Here is a 16,010-nt window from a genome sequence, read left to right as displayed (position 1 = left end):
ATATTTCACAGAATTATTAAAATGGCAATCTATAAGTAAATCCTATGCCAAATTCTCCAACGGCTATAGTTTTTTTGATAGGATTTGTTGGCACGAATTGCCCCGTTTTCATATCAAGCGTATCATAATTAATTCTTACTCTATATGCCGTTTGTAATTTTGCAGTTGCATCAATACTTAAATTTGAAGTTACATCTTGTGAAATTCCAAGACCTGCTTGCCAAGCAACACAATTTTTATGAGTTTTTCTTACTTTAAAATAATCGCTATTTATAACACTCCACCTAGAAGAGGTAGGCTTAACTTTTACTTGTGCTATTCCACCTCCAAGTATTACAAAAGGTGTGAAAGTTTTTATTTTTTCTAAATCATAAATAAGATTTAGCATATATATATTTGATAATACGGTAGTATTACCTGGGGTTTTAGGAATAGTGAGACCATTACTTAAATTTTGCTGAGGTAATACGTAATGCAGACTATATTTAGGTTGATAAGTTGCTGAGAATTCAATAGCTATCTTTGGATATATTATATAGCCTATTTTTCCACTATACATACTTGATTTTTTTAAAATTATTTCGGTATTTGAGTGTTTATGTCGGAATTTACTAACGACCGGTTCAATTATTCCGCCTTCTACTCGTATATAGAACCCTGTTTCTTTTGCGAAAGCAATGTTATTAAAAATGATGATAGTAATAAAAAATAATTTTAGTAATTTAGTCATTATAATTGCTTAAAAAATAAAAAAATATTATATACCCCCTTTATTAATGGTCAATCATATTTTTCCTAATTATGGAAGCAATTATACCAAATAGTAATAAAGTAATAGTCACAGTGAACGCAACATATTCCGGAATCGCTATATAATGATGAATAAATATTTTAAAGCTGATAAATATTAAAATTAAAGCCAAAGAATATTTTATATAACTGAAACGTTCTACAATTTCTGCTAAACAAAAGAATAACGCTCTAAGCCCTAAAATAGCAAAAATATTTGAAGTATAAATTATATAAACATCATTAGTAATTGCGAATATTGCCGGTATACTATCTATAGCAAAGACTAAATCTATTGCTTCTATCAGTACTAGAGATATAAAAAGGGGAGTGCAATATAGTTTGTTATTACGTTTAACAACAAATTTATCCCCTTCAAGGTTAGGGGTAATATTTAGATTGTTTATTATTGACTTGTAAATATAAGAATTCTGTATATCAAAAGTTTTATGTGATACATAGAAAGTTTTTATACCTGTAGCAATAAGTATTACGGCAAAAATATATAATAACCAGGCAAATTTATTTATAAGAATAATACCGCCGTAAATCATTACGGCTCTGAATATTATTACGCCTATTATACCGAAAAATAAAACACGATGTTGATATTGCCAGGGAATTTTAAAAAATTGGAAAATAATAGAGATAACAAAAATATTATCAAGTGACATAGCTTTCTCAATGAGAAAGCAAGTATAATATTCACGAGCATGATCTATCCCCGTATTATAGTAAACATAGATACCGAATAAACAAGCTATTACAATATAGAAAAGACTAAAAAGTACGCTTGCTTTAAAGCTCATTATGGTATTTTTTTTTTGTATTATTCCCAAATCGAGAATCAGTAAAGCAGCGATTACCGTATAAAAAATAATCCAACTCATTTATTTATCTCTTCATTTTATATTGCATGTGGAAATATAGTCCTCCCTCAAACATAACTCTTAGCTGGAATCTTATAGTATTTTCTCCTGGTTTTAAATAACGCTTTATATCAATCGGTAAATTTTTAGCTTGTAATGTTTGATCTTGGTTATTTCCATTGTTACAGTACCTTTTCTCATCTAGAGAATCAATGTTAGTAGGGAAGCTAAGTAACTTTGTGCCGTTGACATATATTAATGTGCAATCATTATACCATAAATCTTTTACTGCAAAATACTCAATATCGTCCATTATTGCATCTAAAGTTACTTTGAATTCTACAGTATGCAATATTGTATTGTCCGGTTTATTTGTTGCAGCTATAAGTGCTCCATCCTTTGGAAATGCCATAATGCTCCCATGTGGTACCGGTTTTTTGTTGAAGATATAGTCACCTATTTTAGTTACCGGATTATAAGGGGTCTCAAGTAATTGGTCTGATGGAAAGTCGTTATAACCAACTTTTATGGGGAATCCTTTAAATTTTCTACAGCCGACATTGTGGCCTAAAGGTTCAAACTCGACAACCTTTCTATCAAAATATGATAAACAATGGCGTTCTAAAGGTTTATTAGGATCAATAGGTCTCCAATTCGTCGGGCATTTTCCTTTTGCAAGTTCTCCTATATCGCTTTCAGGCCATTCTGCATTACCGTGATTGTTACCGGAAGGAGCTTTCTCTGTGCTAGGAATTTTAGCACAAGTAGGTACTAATATAGGAACACAAAGATTTAGCTCTTGCCAAGTTTTATCTCTTACATCCTCAGTCTCAGCGTTATATGTCGGCTCAGGAGGAGTATTGTTATCTCCTTTTGTATATGTCACTGTATAATATTTTGAAGGATCTACCGGTACTAATATTGGTCCTATGTTAGGTTTCGGCTCGATTCTATCTGTATAATCCCTACTTAAAACACATATTGGAGTATTAGCCTTATCGTTATTGGTATAGCATTTACTCGGAATCTTATTTATATTGCAAGTATAAATTGTAATACCTCTTCCTGGACCTGACACTGTTTCTTCTAGAGTACAGCGCGTTAGATCTATATCTTTTTTACATAAGCCAAGATTTGGATATTTAACGTTATATTTTTTTTTAAAATCTTTACAATTTATAGTATCGTTGTTGTGGAGTTTAGCAAGTACACAATTTGTTGAGTCATGATTGTAACCGGGCATAGGTGATCCATCAGGTAAAGTAGGACGCAGCATAGGGTTACAATGTTGGAAATTTTTCGGCATCAAGCAGGCATGCGTTCCACCTTGGATATATTTACCGTTTATATATTCTAAATATTTTAAATATACCGCACTTGAGTAAGGATTTCCATTACTATCATAAGGTACTTTATCGTCTTTATATTTACCGTGAATAGTCAACTGATTTAGAGCATTCTCTCCTGAAAACGGCATAGCAATATATTTATCTTCCTTTGAATCTTTAGGTATAAACGCAACGGAAGAACTATACTTATAACCGGCAAGCATTACTATGCTTTCTGTGTCAGTGGGGTTGGGAGGTGGAGGTCCGGCGTATGCTAACGGCGTTACAAGAGTGCTTGTTTCATCTATGATATTGTCGCCTTCTCTTACTTGTACTGACGCAATGAATTGTGGTTTATAATAAGCATCGTTGGGATTGCTATTATTAGTACAGGTAATTCCGGCATATTGCTTTGCACATTCATAAGCAGCTAAGCTGTAAGAATGATTTACTCGCGGTACACAATCTATTAAATTACCGGACTCAAATAAGCAAATATTATTAGGATTTTGCTTATCGTCTTCGGTATTACTAATAGAGACATAAAGCTTTCTATCTTTACCTTTGTTGTCTTTTAAGATGACATCTGTCTTTATAGGCATTAAGCTAGTTGTATCTTGCTTTTGTACCTCAGGAAATTTTACGCTTACATCCTTAAATTCGCCGATATTAACTCCCCACACTTTTTGACAGGTAGTTGAATTAGAACTTGGACAGTCCGGTATATCGCTTATGTAGTAATCGCTGGGTGTTTCTACATTTCCAATTTTCTGCGAATATACTATTCTAAACCCCTCATTACAACCGTTAGCCGTAACACTACATGGCGTAGAAATTTCTGTATTAATACATGGAGTGTTGCCTGAAGTATTCTTACACGATTTAATTAAATCTTTAAAAGCCGTATTAGTATGAGTAATTTTTGCTGAAGAAAAATCTATATTACGTGGTTCTACACAAGTTTTGAGGTCAGAGCGAGAACTCGTGCAAAGTGGAACAAGATTGCTAAAGCTAACACGTATGGTATTATTAACAATATTGTTTTTAACATTAATATTAGATGGCACTACACAAGCCGGATTAGTAGAAGATTGGTCAAACTGGCCGCTTGCATCTTTTATGCTACATACATTATGAGCACTCGCATTAGTGGTAATATAATCTAAATTTGGACAATATGGTGGTGGAAAAGGCCCTAAAGGTAATTGTACACAACCAAAAGAATAGCTATCTACAGAACCGTTTAATGACCCAAGTGCTTCAATAATTTTTATTATTAAAGTAGGAAAAAAATTAAAAATCTCTCCTATTGCATTAAGTATTGATTGAAGTACTTTTATAAATTCTGAATTTTGATCTATCATACCAAGAAGCTGCCCTAATAAACTTGGTAAACTTACTCCTTTTATCGTTTCAACTAAAAATTTTAATACTTTTGCAATAGGGCTAAGTTCGTTAGTGTGATGAAGAGGTTGACGGTTAGGATTCCAGTCCATCGGATCAAGATGTACACCGGAATCTGAAACAAGGTTAACAAGTCCAGGATCGCTATAAGCACAAAGTTTAGGAGGTTTTAAAGTAATTATTTTTCCGTCTATACCGATTATCTTATTATCAGTTTCTGTATAACCGACTTTATTGAGATGTACTCCATCGGTATAACCTGGATCTGCAGGGGAAGGTGGGGCATTGATCCCGGGAGGTGGAGGCATATCCGGTACGGCAACTCTAGCACAGACTCTAGTTAGAGGTATACCGTAACCTGTAGGCCATACTACACATTCTCCATCCCAATTTAAAGTAGAGTTTTGGTGCCAACAAGCTATGGCATTACAGCTTTGAATTCTAATACGAATTTTTGGAGTAAAGTAACTACTATCAGGGGCTTCTTCTGCACATCTATTGAGTAAAAAACCGATAAATATACCTGGGTAATCAAATTTTAATAAACAAGTATCATTATTGCGACCGTCGCTTTTATTCCAAGGAGGACATAATGTGCCTGGTTTAAAAGGTCCTCTTGGCTTTGCATTGATGCCTCCATCCTTATTCCAAATTTCCGTTCTCTCACTTTGACCGCAATTACATGGATCGCTAAGACAAGTGACTATATCATCCCAAATAGATGCATATACATTAAATGAGAAAAATGAAAATAAGAAAAATAGTAAATATTTTTTTAACACTTTGAGTATTCTTTATGCTCGTTGTTTTTATAGTTCATAATAAATTATTGTCATCCCACGAGCTTGTAGCGGGATCCAGTCCTTTTTAATTTTTTTTGGATCCCATAATAAATCACGGGATGACAGAGTGAAATATTAGTCCGTATTTAACTCATTATATAGGTAATTAACCCAATTATCCGGAGGACCTTGGTGTTGTTCAAGTATTTTTTTATAAATATCCATTTCCTCCTGTCTGCTTGATAAAATACGGACAACTCCTATTAAAGCGGCAATACTTAATTCAGAAGCTATCGATTCATTATCCTTACTAATTAAGAACATTCTTGCAGAAAGCATTAGCTGTGATAATTTTCGTATTTCCGGCTTGCTTAAACCTAAAATTTTATCTAAATCTTCTATTTTAACGTCAGACGGTAGAATAATTTTAGTATTAATTAAATCAAGCCAAGGTTTTATAGTATATTTTGGATATGACTTAAGATAAATAAAATTGAAATTACTGACGAAAATACCGTTATTTTGAGACAAATTATTATAGATTAAATTTATATTATCATAATAAATCTCAGGTCTGTAAAGTTGATCAAAATTATCGGCAGCAAATATTTTAGGTTTTGTGCCAACTAGACTTAAATGATAAGTAAAAGCATAAATTACTGCTGCACTAATACTTTGGTGTTTCTTTAAATTATTATTAAATTGTTCTAAAAATTTTCTCTCCGTCGGGTAAAATTGTTTAGAAAACGGCTCATCAGAAAGTTTATATAAATTAAACCCTATAACTTTCCCTTCTTCAATGTTAAGAGACGATCCGTCAAATAATCCGGAATATAATTGTTCTTCGGTAAAAACTTTAAGTTTATCAAGTATTTGTATTCCTCCTTCCTCCTTAAAATCTTCTAATTTTAAAATATCGGAAAAAATACGTTTTTCTTTTTCAATTGATAAAATTTTATTTTTTAATTTCTCTAGAAAGGATATCTCTATTTCGCTAAGAGGTGAAATATAATGACCACTGATTAATTTTAAAAATTCTAAAATAAATGCTTGTGATTTTTCTGTATCATCTACTAAAAATGGATTGATAATTTGTTTGTCCGGTTCTAACCATTTGCCTTCTATTGCCTCGATAAAAATTTTAGAATCATTATTATTAGAGATATAAATTATTGTTGGATCGTATTTAGTCGATTCTGATATTAAAAAGTTCAATAATACGGTTTTGCCGGTTTTCCCCGTACCAAAGATGCAAGTATTACCTTTATTCGTTTTATCATGAAAATTCATGAAATATGGAGTACCTTTCTCGGTTCGCAGTAAAGTTATAGCCTTACCCCAAGGATTATATTGATTACCGAGTGTAGTATTATGAAGAGCGGTAAGAGAAGCAATATGCTCTACGGATAATGGCGACATTCTACGTATAAAGGCAAAGTTAGCAGGTAATTGCGACCAAAATATTGGCTCAATATTAATATCTTCTTTTACATGAATAATACCAAGTTTAAAAAGTTCGGTTGATGCTTTAGCTACGGCTGCATCTAGTTTATTTTCATCTTCTTCTATAATGGCAATTGAAACTTGCTGATTACAAAATTGAAAATCTAAATTAGCTGCCTTAAGCTTATTAATCCCTTTGTGATTAAGTAAAGTTGAGTCGTTAGTAATTTTTAGAATATAATCTTGACCACGCAATTTGGATATTACTTGTTTTTTGCTAACAAAGTAAAATATTTCAGTTATTATTAATTCAATCGGTAACTGTAAAAATTTATCCAGTGTATTAGAAGGAGTTTCATGATATTCTTTTATAGATAGTAAAGAAACGAATTTATTATTTTTCTCATGATCCGTAACTACCATTTTATCGCTGCTAATTGTATAAATACTTCTACCTATTGCATCGGATAAATCTATTATAGGTACCAAACAATCATTATTATTAAGGTTAGCTATGCGATTATATAAAAATAAAGGATTAGAAAAAACATTATCATTTTCAAATATTATACCGAGTTTTTCAGCACCGAATTCGTTTAAATCATTTAAAATATTATTAGTGACATTGTCTAATTTTTGAAAAGCTGAATCTAAGTAGTTATTTTCAAAATCAGTAATTAATTTATTAGATAAAGAATTTATTAAAGAGTTAAAATTTGTGATGTTAACTTTAGCAGAATCATGTACTATAGATATATATAAAGTATTAACGAATTTATCATTCCAATGGTTTTTTCTTTGCCATAAGGTATGAATATTTGCCGGTAATAATTTTTTGTAAGGCGTTGAATCGTCTAAGTTTTGTTTTTCTCTTATTGTATGTAGCCAAAAAGCAAAATCATAATCGGTTATATTCTTTTTTATAGAAACTCTAACCATTTCACGTAAATTTTGTATATTATCGCTTATTTTCTCTGAGGTAATGCCGTGTATTTTGATAATTTGTAGTAATTTACCGTCTTTGGTAAGTAAAGTATTTTCATTATAATGACATGCTATAGGTATAAAATTAGGAGCATTATAATTATATATATCTTTGTCAAATTTTCGTAAACCACTAAACACAAATAACCTGAATTTAAATTATCGTTTTGTATACTAGTTCAACTTGAAAAATTGGCTACGTCGTCTTTGTAAGTCCTCGGATGCTCACGTATTAAGTATACGCTCCGCCCCTCGGCTTACAGGCTCCTTGCTCTTTTCCAAGTTGAACTTCGTATAATAACTCTTCATTTCACAGGAGTATATACTAATGAACTTTGCCTGCGTGGATGCTAGGGGCGTCATTGCGAGCAGCCGTAGGTCTCTACTCGATGTCATTCCCGCGAAAGCGGGAATGACATAAGAGCCATGCAACAAAGCCAATTTAACAACAACTAGAAACTTTATATTTTATATTTAATAAACAATTATTCACTATAGGCAATGATTTTTTGTAATCCTCCCATGTAATTTATCAAGACATCCGGTATAGTTATTGATCCATCTTCATTCTGATAATTTTCAAGTATTGCAACCATAGTTCTTCCGATAGGTAATCCTGAAGCATTTAAAGTATGAACTAAGGTAGTTTCGTTACTGCCGAATTCTTTATATCTTGCTTTCATTCTACGTGCTTGAAAATCTCCACAATTAGAACAGCTAGCAATTTCGCGATATTGCTTTTGTCCCGGAAGCCATACTTCTATATCATAGGTTTTTTTTGCCGCAAATCCCATATCTCCGGTGCAAAGTAACATAACACGATAAGGAAGATTCAGTTTTTGTAAAATAGTCTCTGATGCATTAGTTATATATTCATGCTCATTTGTGGATTCTTCAGGGGTAGTAATAGATACTAGCTCAACTTTACCGAACTGATGTAATCTAATCATACCTCTTGTATCTCTACCGCTACTACCTGCTTCTGATCTAAAGCACGGGGTGTAAGCAACATAACGTATCGGTAATTTTTCTCTTGGTATAATAGTATCGGCGACCATATTTACTAAAGATACTTCTGCGGTTGGAATTAGTCTGTAACCATTGGTTGTTGCAAAAGACTCTTCGGCAAATTTAGGTAGTTGTCCTGCATTATACATAGCATTATCTCGAACTAATACCGGAGGTGATATCTCAAAGAAATCCCACTCTTTAGTATGAACATCAATCATAAAATTAATTAAAGCACGTTCTAGCTTTGCTAAATCACCTTTTAACGTTACAAATTTAGTTCCAGAAATTTTAGCAGTTTGTTCAAAATCCATTAAATTTAATTTTATACCTAGTTCAAAATGCTGTTTATTCAAAGCATTTGGATTTGTCTCTCCGTAAGTACGAACTAATTTATTCATACTTGCATCCATTCCGTAAGGTACTTCTTCGTCCGGAATATTAGGAAACATATTTAATAGTTCATTTAATTCGTTATTATTATTTAGATCATGTTCAAGTGCTTCCAACTTCTCATTTATATGTTTGACATCTCTTTGTAACCCTTCAAATTCTTCGCCGCTTTTAGAGGCCATATTACCTAAAATCTTTGATTTTACCTTACGTGCATGCTGCAATTCTTGAATTAAACTCGTAATTTTTCTTTTCTCTCCGTCGAGCATAGCAATTTTACTAGACATAGGTTCAATAAATCTTTGGCTAAGCTTTTCATCGAACAATTCTTTATTTTCTCTAATCCATTTGATATTTAACATTTAGTGTCCTCAGTTTTTCTATAAAATTACATATAATTATTGAAGTTTCATATAATAAAAGTAGCGGTATTGCAAGAGCAAACTGGCTTAAAATGTCAGGAGGCGTTAATATTCCTGCAATAATAAAGTTAATTACCACGGCAATGCATCTTTTTTGCTTGAGTGTTTGTACCTTAACTATTTTTAGTATATTTAATATCATTATCACAACTGGCAGTTGAAAGGCGACTCCAAAAGCAATAATTAAATGAATAACTAAATTTAGATACTCGCTAATTCTTGCTTCCAAAACTATCGGTAGGATCATATCACGTTTTTCAAAACTAAGAAAAAAATTCCAAGCTTTCGGCATTACAAAGTAAAAAACAAAAATACTACCGCACCAAAATAAAATAGGCGACATAAAAAGAATAAAAGCGATAATTTTTTTTTCATGGCGGTGTAACCCGGGACTGATAAATAAATAACACTCTAAAGCAATTATAGGTATAATAATAGTAAAAGCAGTAAAAGCTGCAAGTTTAATATAGGTAAAAAATGCTTCTGTAAGCCCTGTATAAATTATATTTCGTACCGTATCACCGCTTAGCTTAGCAAGCGGTTTTAATAAAACACTATAAATATTGTCGCTAAAATAATAGCAAATAGCAAATATAATTATAAAAGCAGTAAATATTCTAAGAAGCCTTATTTTTAATTCTAATAAATGTTCTTGAAAACTATATAGTTTCATAAAAATTCTGACTCTTCATTTCGCAGAAATATATATATCAATATTATAAACTTTTTTTAATAATTGTCATATGTTTTTAGAAATATTCACAAAGCCTAGTTTCTTTCTATATATTTTATAAAATATCGGGATAAATAACATGCTAAACAGAGTATTACCTAAAAAGAATACAGGCCAAGTAAGATATTTTGCACAAATACCGCCAAGGCTAGCTAGAATAATACGGCTAAGCGAGCTAAAAGATGCAATAATAGAATATTGTGTGGCAACAAATTCACTATTGCAAAGGCTAGCAAAATAGATAGAGATAATAGTTCCTGCAAAGCCTGCACAAAAATTTTGTACTGTCACAGTTATTATAAATGTCTTTATATCATAGCCGATAGTAGCAAGAATCATAAACATAAGAGGTGACAATAATTGAATAACTCCACCAATTAAGACACTATGAAATATACCCATTTTTGCAGCTAAAACGCCGCTTAAAGCTCCTCCGACGATCATGATTAGTAACCCGTAAGCTTTGTAAATAACGGCAATTTCATGAGTAGTAAAACTTAAATCGAGCAATAAAGGCGAACTCATAGCCATAGGTATAGAATCCGCAGCCTTATATAAAAAGATAAACAATATAATTAGCAGTAAATATTGCTGTTCATTTTTTAAGGAGATAATACTTTTTTTAATAACTTCAAAATATTGTTGTAATCCTATTAAATGAGTAGTTGTATGGTGTATTTCTTGTGATTGTGGTTCTTTGATACATAAAATTACTATAGGTCCAATTAGAGTAATGAATAGAGCCGATTTATATACTGTATTCCAGCCGAAAATAATTGATGAATATAAAGTACCGACGCTGCCAAGTAACATACCTAAACGAAACCCTATGCTACTAAAGGTAAAAGCCATTGAAAGCTCTTCTTTAGATGTAGGTCTCTCAATTCTATATGCATCAAGTACAATATCTTGTGTAGAACTGCAGGATGAAATAATAAATAAGATAATTGCAGTAATATATAAGTTATTACAAGGGCTTATGTTTAAGAACCCCGTCATCGCTAGGATTAAAAATATTTGTGATACCAATGCCCAGCCACGCCTGTGACCGAATTTAGAACATAAAAAAGGTATAGAATATTTATCTATAAAAGGTGACCATATGACCTTTAAGCAATACGGAAAGGCAGCTAGTGATATCGAACCTATTATATCAGTGGTGTATTTTGCTTCGGATAATTGATATGGAACTGTAAAAAAAATTAAATTGAACGTAAGACCGGAAATTAAGCCTAAAAGTAAAATACCGATTAAATATGTATGGTTATTTATGTCATTCTTGCATGAATTGATCTTCAACTTCATTGTGAGGAAAAACTGTAAGTTGCGACGAAGCAATCCAGTAAAAAATTCTGATTTACAGAATATTCTATTATTATTTCTGGATTGCCACCACGCTCCTTGCAGTTGTGGCTTTGTTGCATGGCTTGCTTCCACTTCTGTCATCCCGCAAGTTTGTAGCAGGCCCCAGTTAAAAATACTAATATTGTTAGTATTTTTAGTTGTTTTCTGGATACCGTGGTCAAGCCATGGTATGACACCGAACACGTTTTTTGAGCCATGCAACAACGCTTTCAGTCGCTCGCAATGACGATTAGGTACACACGCAATAATGCCTCGCAGGAATGACATAAAGGAATGATTAAAAATTTTGTACATGAAATCTAATAGCTTTAAATAGTTACTTAATATTTCATTTTTAGGTAGTAAGGAGCGACTTTGGAAAATATTTTACCGACTACCGGTATTTTAGTTACAATAGTGCTGATTAAGAAAAAGGAAGGAATAACATTTCCTTTAACCATAATTAATTGCTGCTTGGTATCAATATTACCTGTCATAGTAAAATCAAAGAACGGTCCATGTGCTTCCGTATCAAAAATTGTAATTATATTTCCTCTATAATTAAATTGACCGATCATATCTTCAAATAAAATATTTTTATTATTAGTTATTGAACTAAGAAAACCCGGCAACGAAACAAAGGAAACAAGCCGTGTTAAAAAAGGAGTATCGACTACCGTAAAATGTTTTATAGAAAATTTGCCGTCTAATATTGGCACTATTTCACCTTTTTTTACTTCATATCTTTTTGTATTTAAGTTGATGTTAATTTGACCGTTTTGCATAGTGGTATACATTCCAAGTCCCTTAAGCAATGCTCCGGCATTATCGGATTCAATGAACCATTGTTCAAAAGTTTCCTTAGCAGTAAGCGACATCTTAACTTTTTTATTATCAATATTAGCATTTAGAAAGCCGGAGAAACACCGCACTTTATCACATTTAATTGCTAAATCAAGATTATCTAGAATTATATTATTCTTTAAAAGTATTTTTGATATATTAGTTTTTAAATTAATATTACGTGTAGAATCTTCCGCTTTTTCTAAAAACTGCATCATATTAGCATTTGATAAATCTAATCTGTTGCCATAAAGTGTCGTATTAAGATTATGGTTATCTATAATTATGTTTCCTTTTAAATCCGTATGATTATGTTTAACAGAGGCTAGATTAATATTATAAATATTTTTCTTAATTAAGGCATTACCGTTAATTTTTAGATTATCCTGCCCTGAAAGGTTAAATACAATATTTCTATCGAAATTTTTATCATTTAATTTAGTATATAAATATAAATTGGCTTTTTTATATAATTTTTTATGAATAGATACTTTATCTATATAAAATTCTAAATTATTAAGATTAGAATTAACGGTAATAAAACTCTCATTATTATGCTGTTTTTTATACTCAAAATTTAAAACGGTGCTGCCTGAAATTAATTTAAATACTCCAAATCTTTGATTATTTGCCGCAATATTGCTTTTTATTTTAAGTAAACACTCATTATTTTTATCCGATATATCATGATCATAAGTAAAGCTGCTTGCATAATTATTAATGTTACCTTTACCGCTAATATTTAGTTTATTATCTTTTAAAAATACCTTGGCTTCACCGTTTTGTAATAGGATATTATTGTCTAAGGTGTTAAAAGAGATATTTGTTAATGTTGACAAAACATTATAGCTATTAGGGATATTGGGGCTAATAGGAATTATTAGCTCTATTATTGAATTTGCCGTTCCTTTGATTTTTTTAAGATCAATATTTTGAGCTTTAATATTTTGATATGCATCATTTGGAACAAAGGCAATTAAGTCATTAATTTCACCTTTAGCAGTAGCATTAAAAACAAATTGTGATTTATCCAGTCCTTCCCATTTGAAAGTCATAATACCGTCTGAAATGACACTTTGACCGCTATATGCTTCATTAATTAGAAATTTTATTTCCGGTCCTGAAATGATTATATTAGTATCAACTTTAGTCAAAGGTGGTAAATCTGTATGATATTTATATTCAAAATTCGAGATATGTAAATTTGCTTTTAAATTATCTTCTACTAAAATATTTTTTTTAAAAAATTTTTTATCTAATTTAATATTTAATTCTCCGTTTTGGATGTAACCTTGTTTTATATGTTCTCGTAAATATGAGATTATAGGATTATTAGGAATGATTTTTTCGACTGTTTGATAAATTATTAAAGGCATATTTGCGGCAGCTGCACTTGCATCGATATTTTTATTGGTTATTATACCGCTTAGTGATAAAAAAGCTTTGTTCCCAAAGGTGAGTTTGCAATTAACAGTCTTTGGATTATCTTTAGAATAGGTGGTTTTATATGAGCATAAAGCATTTCCTAGAGGTAAGTCTGCTCCTTGCTCATCAGTTAGGATATCACTTTTTATTGAAGTTAGTCGTATGTCGGTTAGGGAATTTTTTTTAATTATATTTAACGAATAATCACCGGTCGTTGAAGTATTTATAATCTCTTCATCGTTATTTGAAATTACGGAAATTTTATCGATATTAAAATTAGCCTCTATTAACGAATTAGAGAAGAAATTTTTGAAATTAAAGAAAAGATGAAAATCGTTAATTTCTCCTCTAGCATTATCTATAAGACTTAAGGAAATTTTATCTATGGATAATCGGTTTTCTTTAAATTCTAAATTATGTAGTACAGCCTTTATATCATTTTTACTTAAATAAAATTCAATTATTTTTTTCAAAGGTTTATTTAAGTGTCCTTTATTTGCACTATAAACAGTTAGAGTTATAGCCAAAGATAATGAAATCAGAATTATAAAAATACTAATAAAGGTTTTTTTAATAAAATTCATTTGAGCTTGTAAATCTATTGAAATATGATAAAAGCTTTATATACTCGGGTAGAACTGCAAAAATTGGCTACATCATCCTACAAGTACTCCGGTACTCACGTATTAAGTATACGCTCTGTTCCTCGTCTTGTGGACTCCTTGTACTTTTTGAAATTGAGCTTCGTCTATACTACTCTTCATTTATTTGAGGTATACACTTGGAATATAACGTATAATTTTAAAATTTAATATAAAAATCACAAAAAATTATGAATATTACATTTATCGGTAGCGGATATGTGGGATTAGTCTCAGGTATTATTATGGGCTATTTAGGTCATAATGTTACTTGTCTTGATAATGATGAGGTTAAAATATCCAAATTAAATAAGCGAATATTACCGATTTATGAAGCTAAACTTGATGAGTATCTTAAGCAAGCTTTAGAATCTGATAGGTTAAAATTTACAAATATTTATAATAATGAACTTCACAATGCTGATGCAATATTTATTACGGTCGGTACACCTTCAAAAGGGTTGGGAGAAGCGGATTTAAAATATGTTTATGATGCTATTGATAAAGTTTTCGAGCATATAAATAAAGATTGTTTAATAGTCATAAAATCTACCGTTCCGCCGGGTAGTTGCAGTAATATTATAGCTTATTTAAAATCAAGAGGCTTTTCATTTAATGTTGCTTCTAATCCTGAGTTTTTAAGAGAGGGTAGTGCGGTAGAAGATTTTTTATATCCTGATCGTATAGTTATCGGTGTAAATAATAAAGAATCAGAGGAAATATTGCGAAAAATTTATGCACCTTTACAAGGTGCAAAGTTTGTGGTTACCGATTTAGTGACGAGCGAACTTATTAAATATGCTTCAAATAGTTTCTTAGCTACCAAAATTGCTTTTATTAATGAGATGGCTGATTTATGTGAAAAAATCGGCGGTAATATTAAAGATTTATCTAAAGGTGTAGGACTTGACCAAAGAATCGGTCAAAATTTTTTAAATGCAGGACCTGGTTTTGGCGGTTCGTGCTTTCCAAAAGATATTCTAGCATTAAATAATCTTGTAGAAAATCATCATATAGATTGTAGGATTCTTAAGGCAGTCATTAAAAGTAATAAGCAGCGTCCAAGTAATATGGTAGATAAAATAGCTACTGTGTTAGACGGAGATTTAAAAGGTAAAAATATAGCAATTTTAGGCTTAACATATAAAGCAGGAACAGATGATGTAAGAGCAAGCCCTGCCATCGCAATTGTAAAGATCTTATTAAATAAAGATGTATATGTTAAAGCATTTGATCCTATCGGTCTTGAAAATGCTAAAAAGAATTTGGAACATAAAAATTTGCTATATTTAGATTCAGCAGTTGACGCCTGTAAATCAGTAGATATTATAGTTATTGCAACTGAATGGTCAGAATTTAAAGAACTTAATTGGCAAGAAATTTATGATTTAGTAAAATCGCCGATAATCATTGATCTTAGAAATATACTAGATAATGAAGCAATGAAAAAAATCGGTTTTAGATATTATGCAGTCGGAAGTAAAATTTAGTCTTGTCGTTAAGGCTTCCGATGTTATTCCCGCGTAGGCGGGAATATTTATCTCGCTTTACCCTGGATTCCCGCCTATGCGGGAATGACATAAGGAGTCATACAGTAAGACA

Annotated in this window: 10 protein-coding genes; 1 reads left to right on the top strand and 9 read right to left on the bottom strand. The window is 31.2% G+C overall.

The genetic code is table 11. From position 1 onward, the window contains the following. Positions 1 to 16: 16 nt before the first annotated feature. The 9 genes from RSA_RS06030 to RSA_RS05995 all read right to left on the bottom strand — a co-directional run bounded on the left by RSA_RS06030 (position 17) and on the right by RSA_RS05995 (position 14,351). Positions 17 to 730, bottom strand: a complete 714-nt coding sequence (locus tag RSA_RS06030) for an outer membrane protein (RefSeq protein ID WP_014365031.1) — start codon at positions 728 to 730, stop codon at positions 17 to 19. 43 nt (positions 731 to 773) lie between these two features. Next, on the bottom strand, positions 774 to 1,679 hold the full coding sequence (locus RSA_RS06025) for a TerC/Alx family metal homeostasis membrane protein (RefSeq protein WP_014365030.1): 906 nt from the start codon (positions 1,677 to 1,679) through the stop codon (positions 774 to 776). Positions 1,680 to 1,683: 4 nt separating this feature from the next. Next, positions 1,684 to 5,172 carry a hypothetical protein gene (locus tag RSA_RS06020; protein WP_014365029.1) on the bottom strand — a complete coding sequence of 1,163 codons (3,489 nt, stop codon included), beginning with the start codon at positions 5,170 to 5,172 and terminating at the stop codon, positions 1,684 to 1,686. Between the two features lie 135 nt (positions 5,173 to 5,307). Beyond that, complete coding sequence (locus tag RSA_RS06015; protein ID WP_014365028.1) at positions 5,308 to 7,740, bottom strand: VirB4 family type IV secretion/conjugal transfer ATPase; 2,433 nt, start codon at positions 7,738 to 7,740, stop codon at positions 5,308 to 5,310. Between the two features lie 84 nt (positions 7,741 to 7,824). Beyond that, positions 7,825 to 8,040: a palindromic element RPE5 domain-containing protein gene (locus RSA_RS10360; protein WP_012262598.1), complete on the bottom strand. Its 216-nt coding sequence runs from the start codon at positions 8,038 to 8,040 to the stop codon at positions 7,825 to 7,827. Positions 8,041 to 8,084: 44 nt separating this feature from the next. Further along, positions 8,085 to 9,362 (bottom strand): serine--tRNA ligase, encoded by a 1,278-nt coding sequence (serS, locus tag RSA_RS06010; RefSeq protein WP_014363286.1) that lies wholly within the window; start codon positions 9,360 to 9,362, stop codon positions 8,085 to 8,087. Then, complete coding sequence (tatC, locus tag RSA_RS06005) at positions 9,340 to 10,095, bottom strand: twin-arginine translocase subunit TatC (protein ID WP_014365027.1); 756 nt, start codon at positions 10,093 to 10,095, stop codon at positions 9,340 to 9,342. Before tatC ends, serS begins: the two co-directional genes overlap by 23 nt. A gap of 66 nt (positions 10,096 to 10,161) precedes the next feature. After that, positions 10,162 to 11,814, bottom strand: a complete 1,653-nt coding sequence (locus RSA_RS06000; protein ID WP_231284226.1) for an MFS transporter — start codon at positions 11,812 to 11,814, stop codon at positions 10,162 to 10,164. Between the two features lie 26 nt (positions 11,815 to 11,840). Then, positions 11,841 to 14,351: a YhdP family protein gene (locus RSA_RS05995; RefSeq protein WP_014365025.1), complete on the bottom strand. Its 2,511-nt coding sequence runs from the start codon at positions 14,349 to 14,351 to the stop codon at positions 11,841 to 11,843. Between the two features lie 248 nt (positions 14,352 to 14,599). On the opposite strand from RSA_RS05995, the gene RSA_RS05990 reads away from it, so the two are divergent. Then, positions 14,600 to 15,898 (top strand): UDP-glucose dehydrogenase family protein, encoded by a 1,299-nt coding sequence (locus tag RSA_RS05990; RefSeq protein ID WP_014365024.1) that lies wholly within the window; start codon positions 14,600 to 14,602, stop codon positions 15,896 to 15,898. The last annotated feature ends 112 nt before the right edge of the window (positions 15,899 to 16,010 follow it).

Origin of the sequence: Rickettsia philipii str. 364D (assembly GCF_000283995.1) — a bacterium.
Taxonomy (GTDB): Bacteria; Pseudomonadota; Alphaproteobacteria; order Rickettsiales; family Rickettsiaceae; genus Rickettsia; species Rickettsia rickettsii.
The sequence above is the reverse complement of the archived record's forward strand: the minus strand, read 5'-3'. Positions and strand labels throughout refer to the sequence as shown.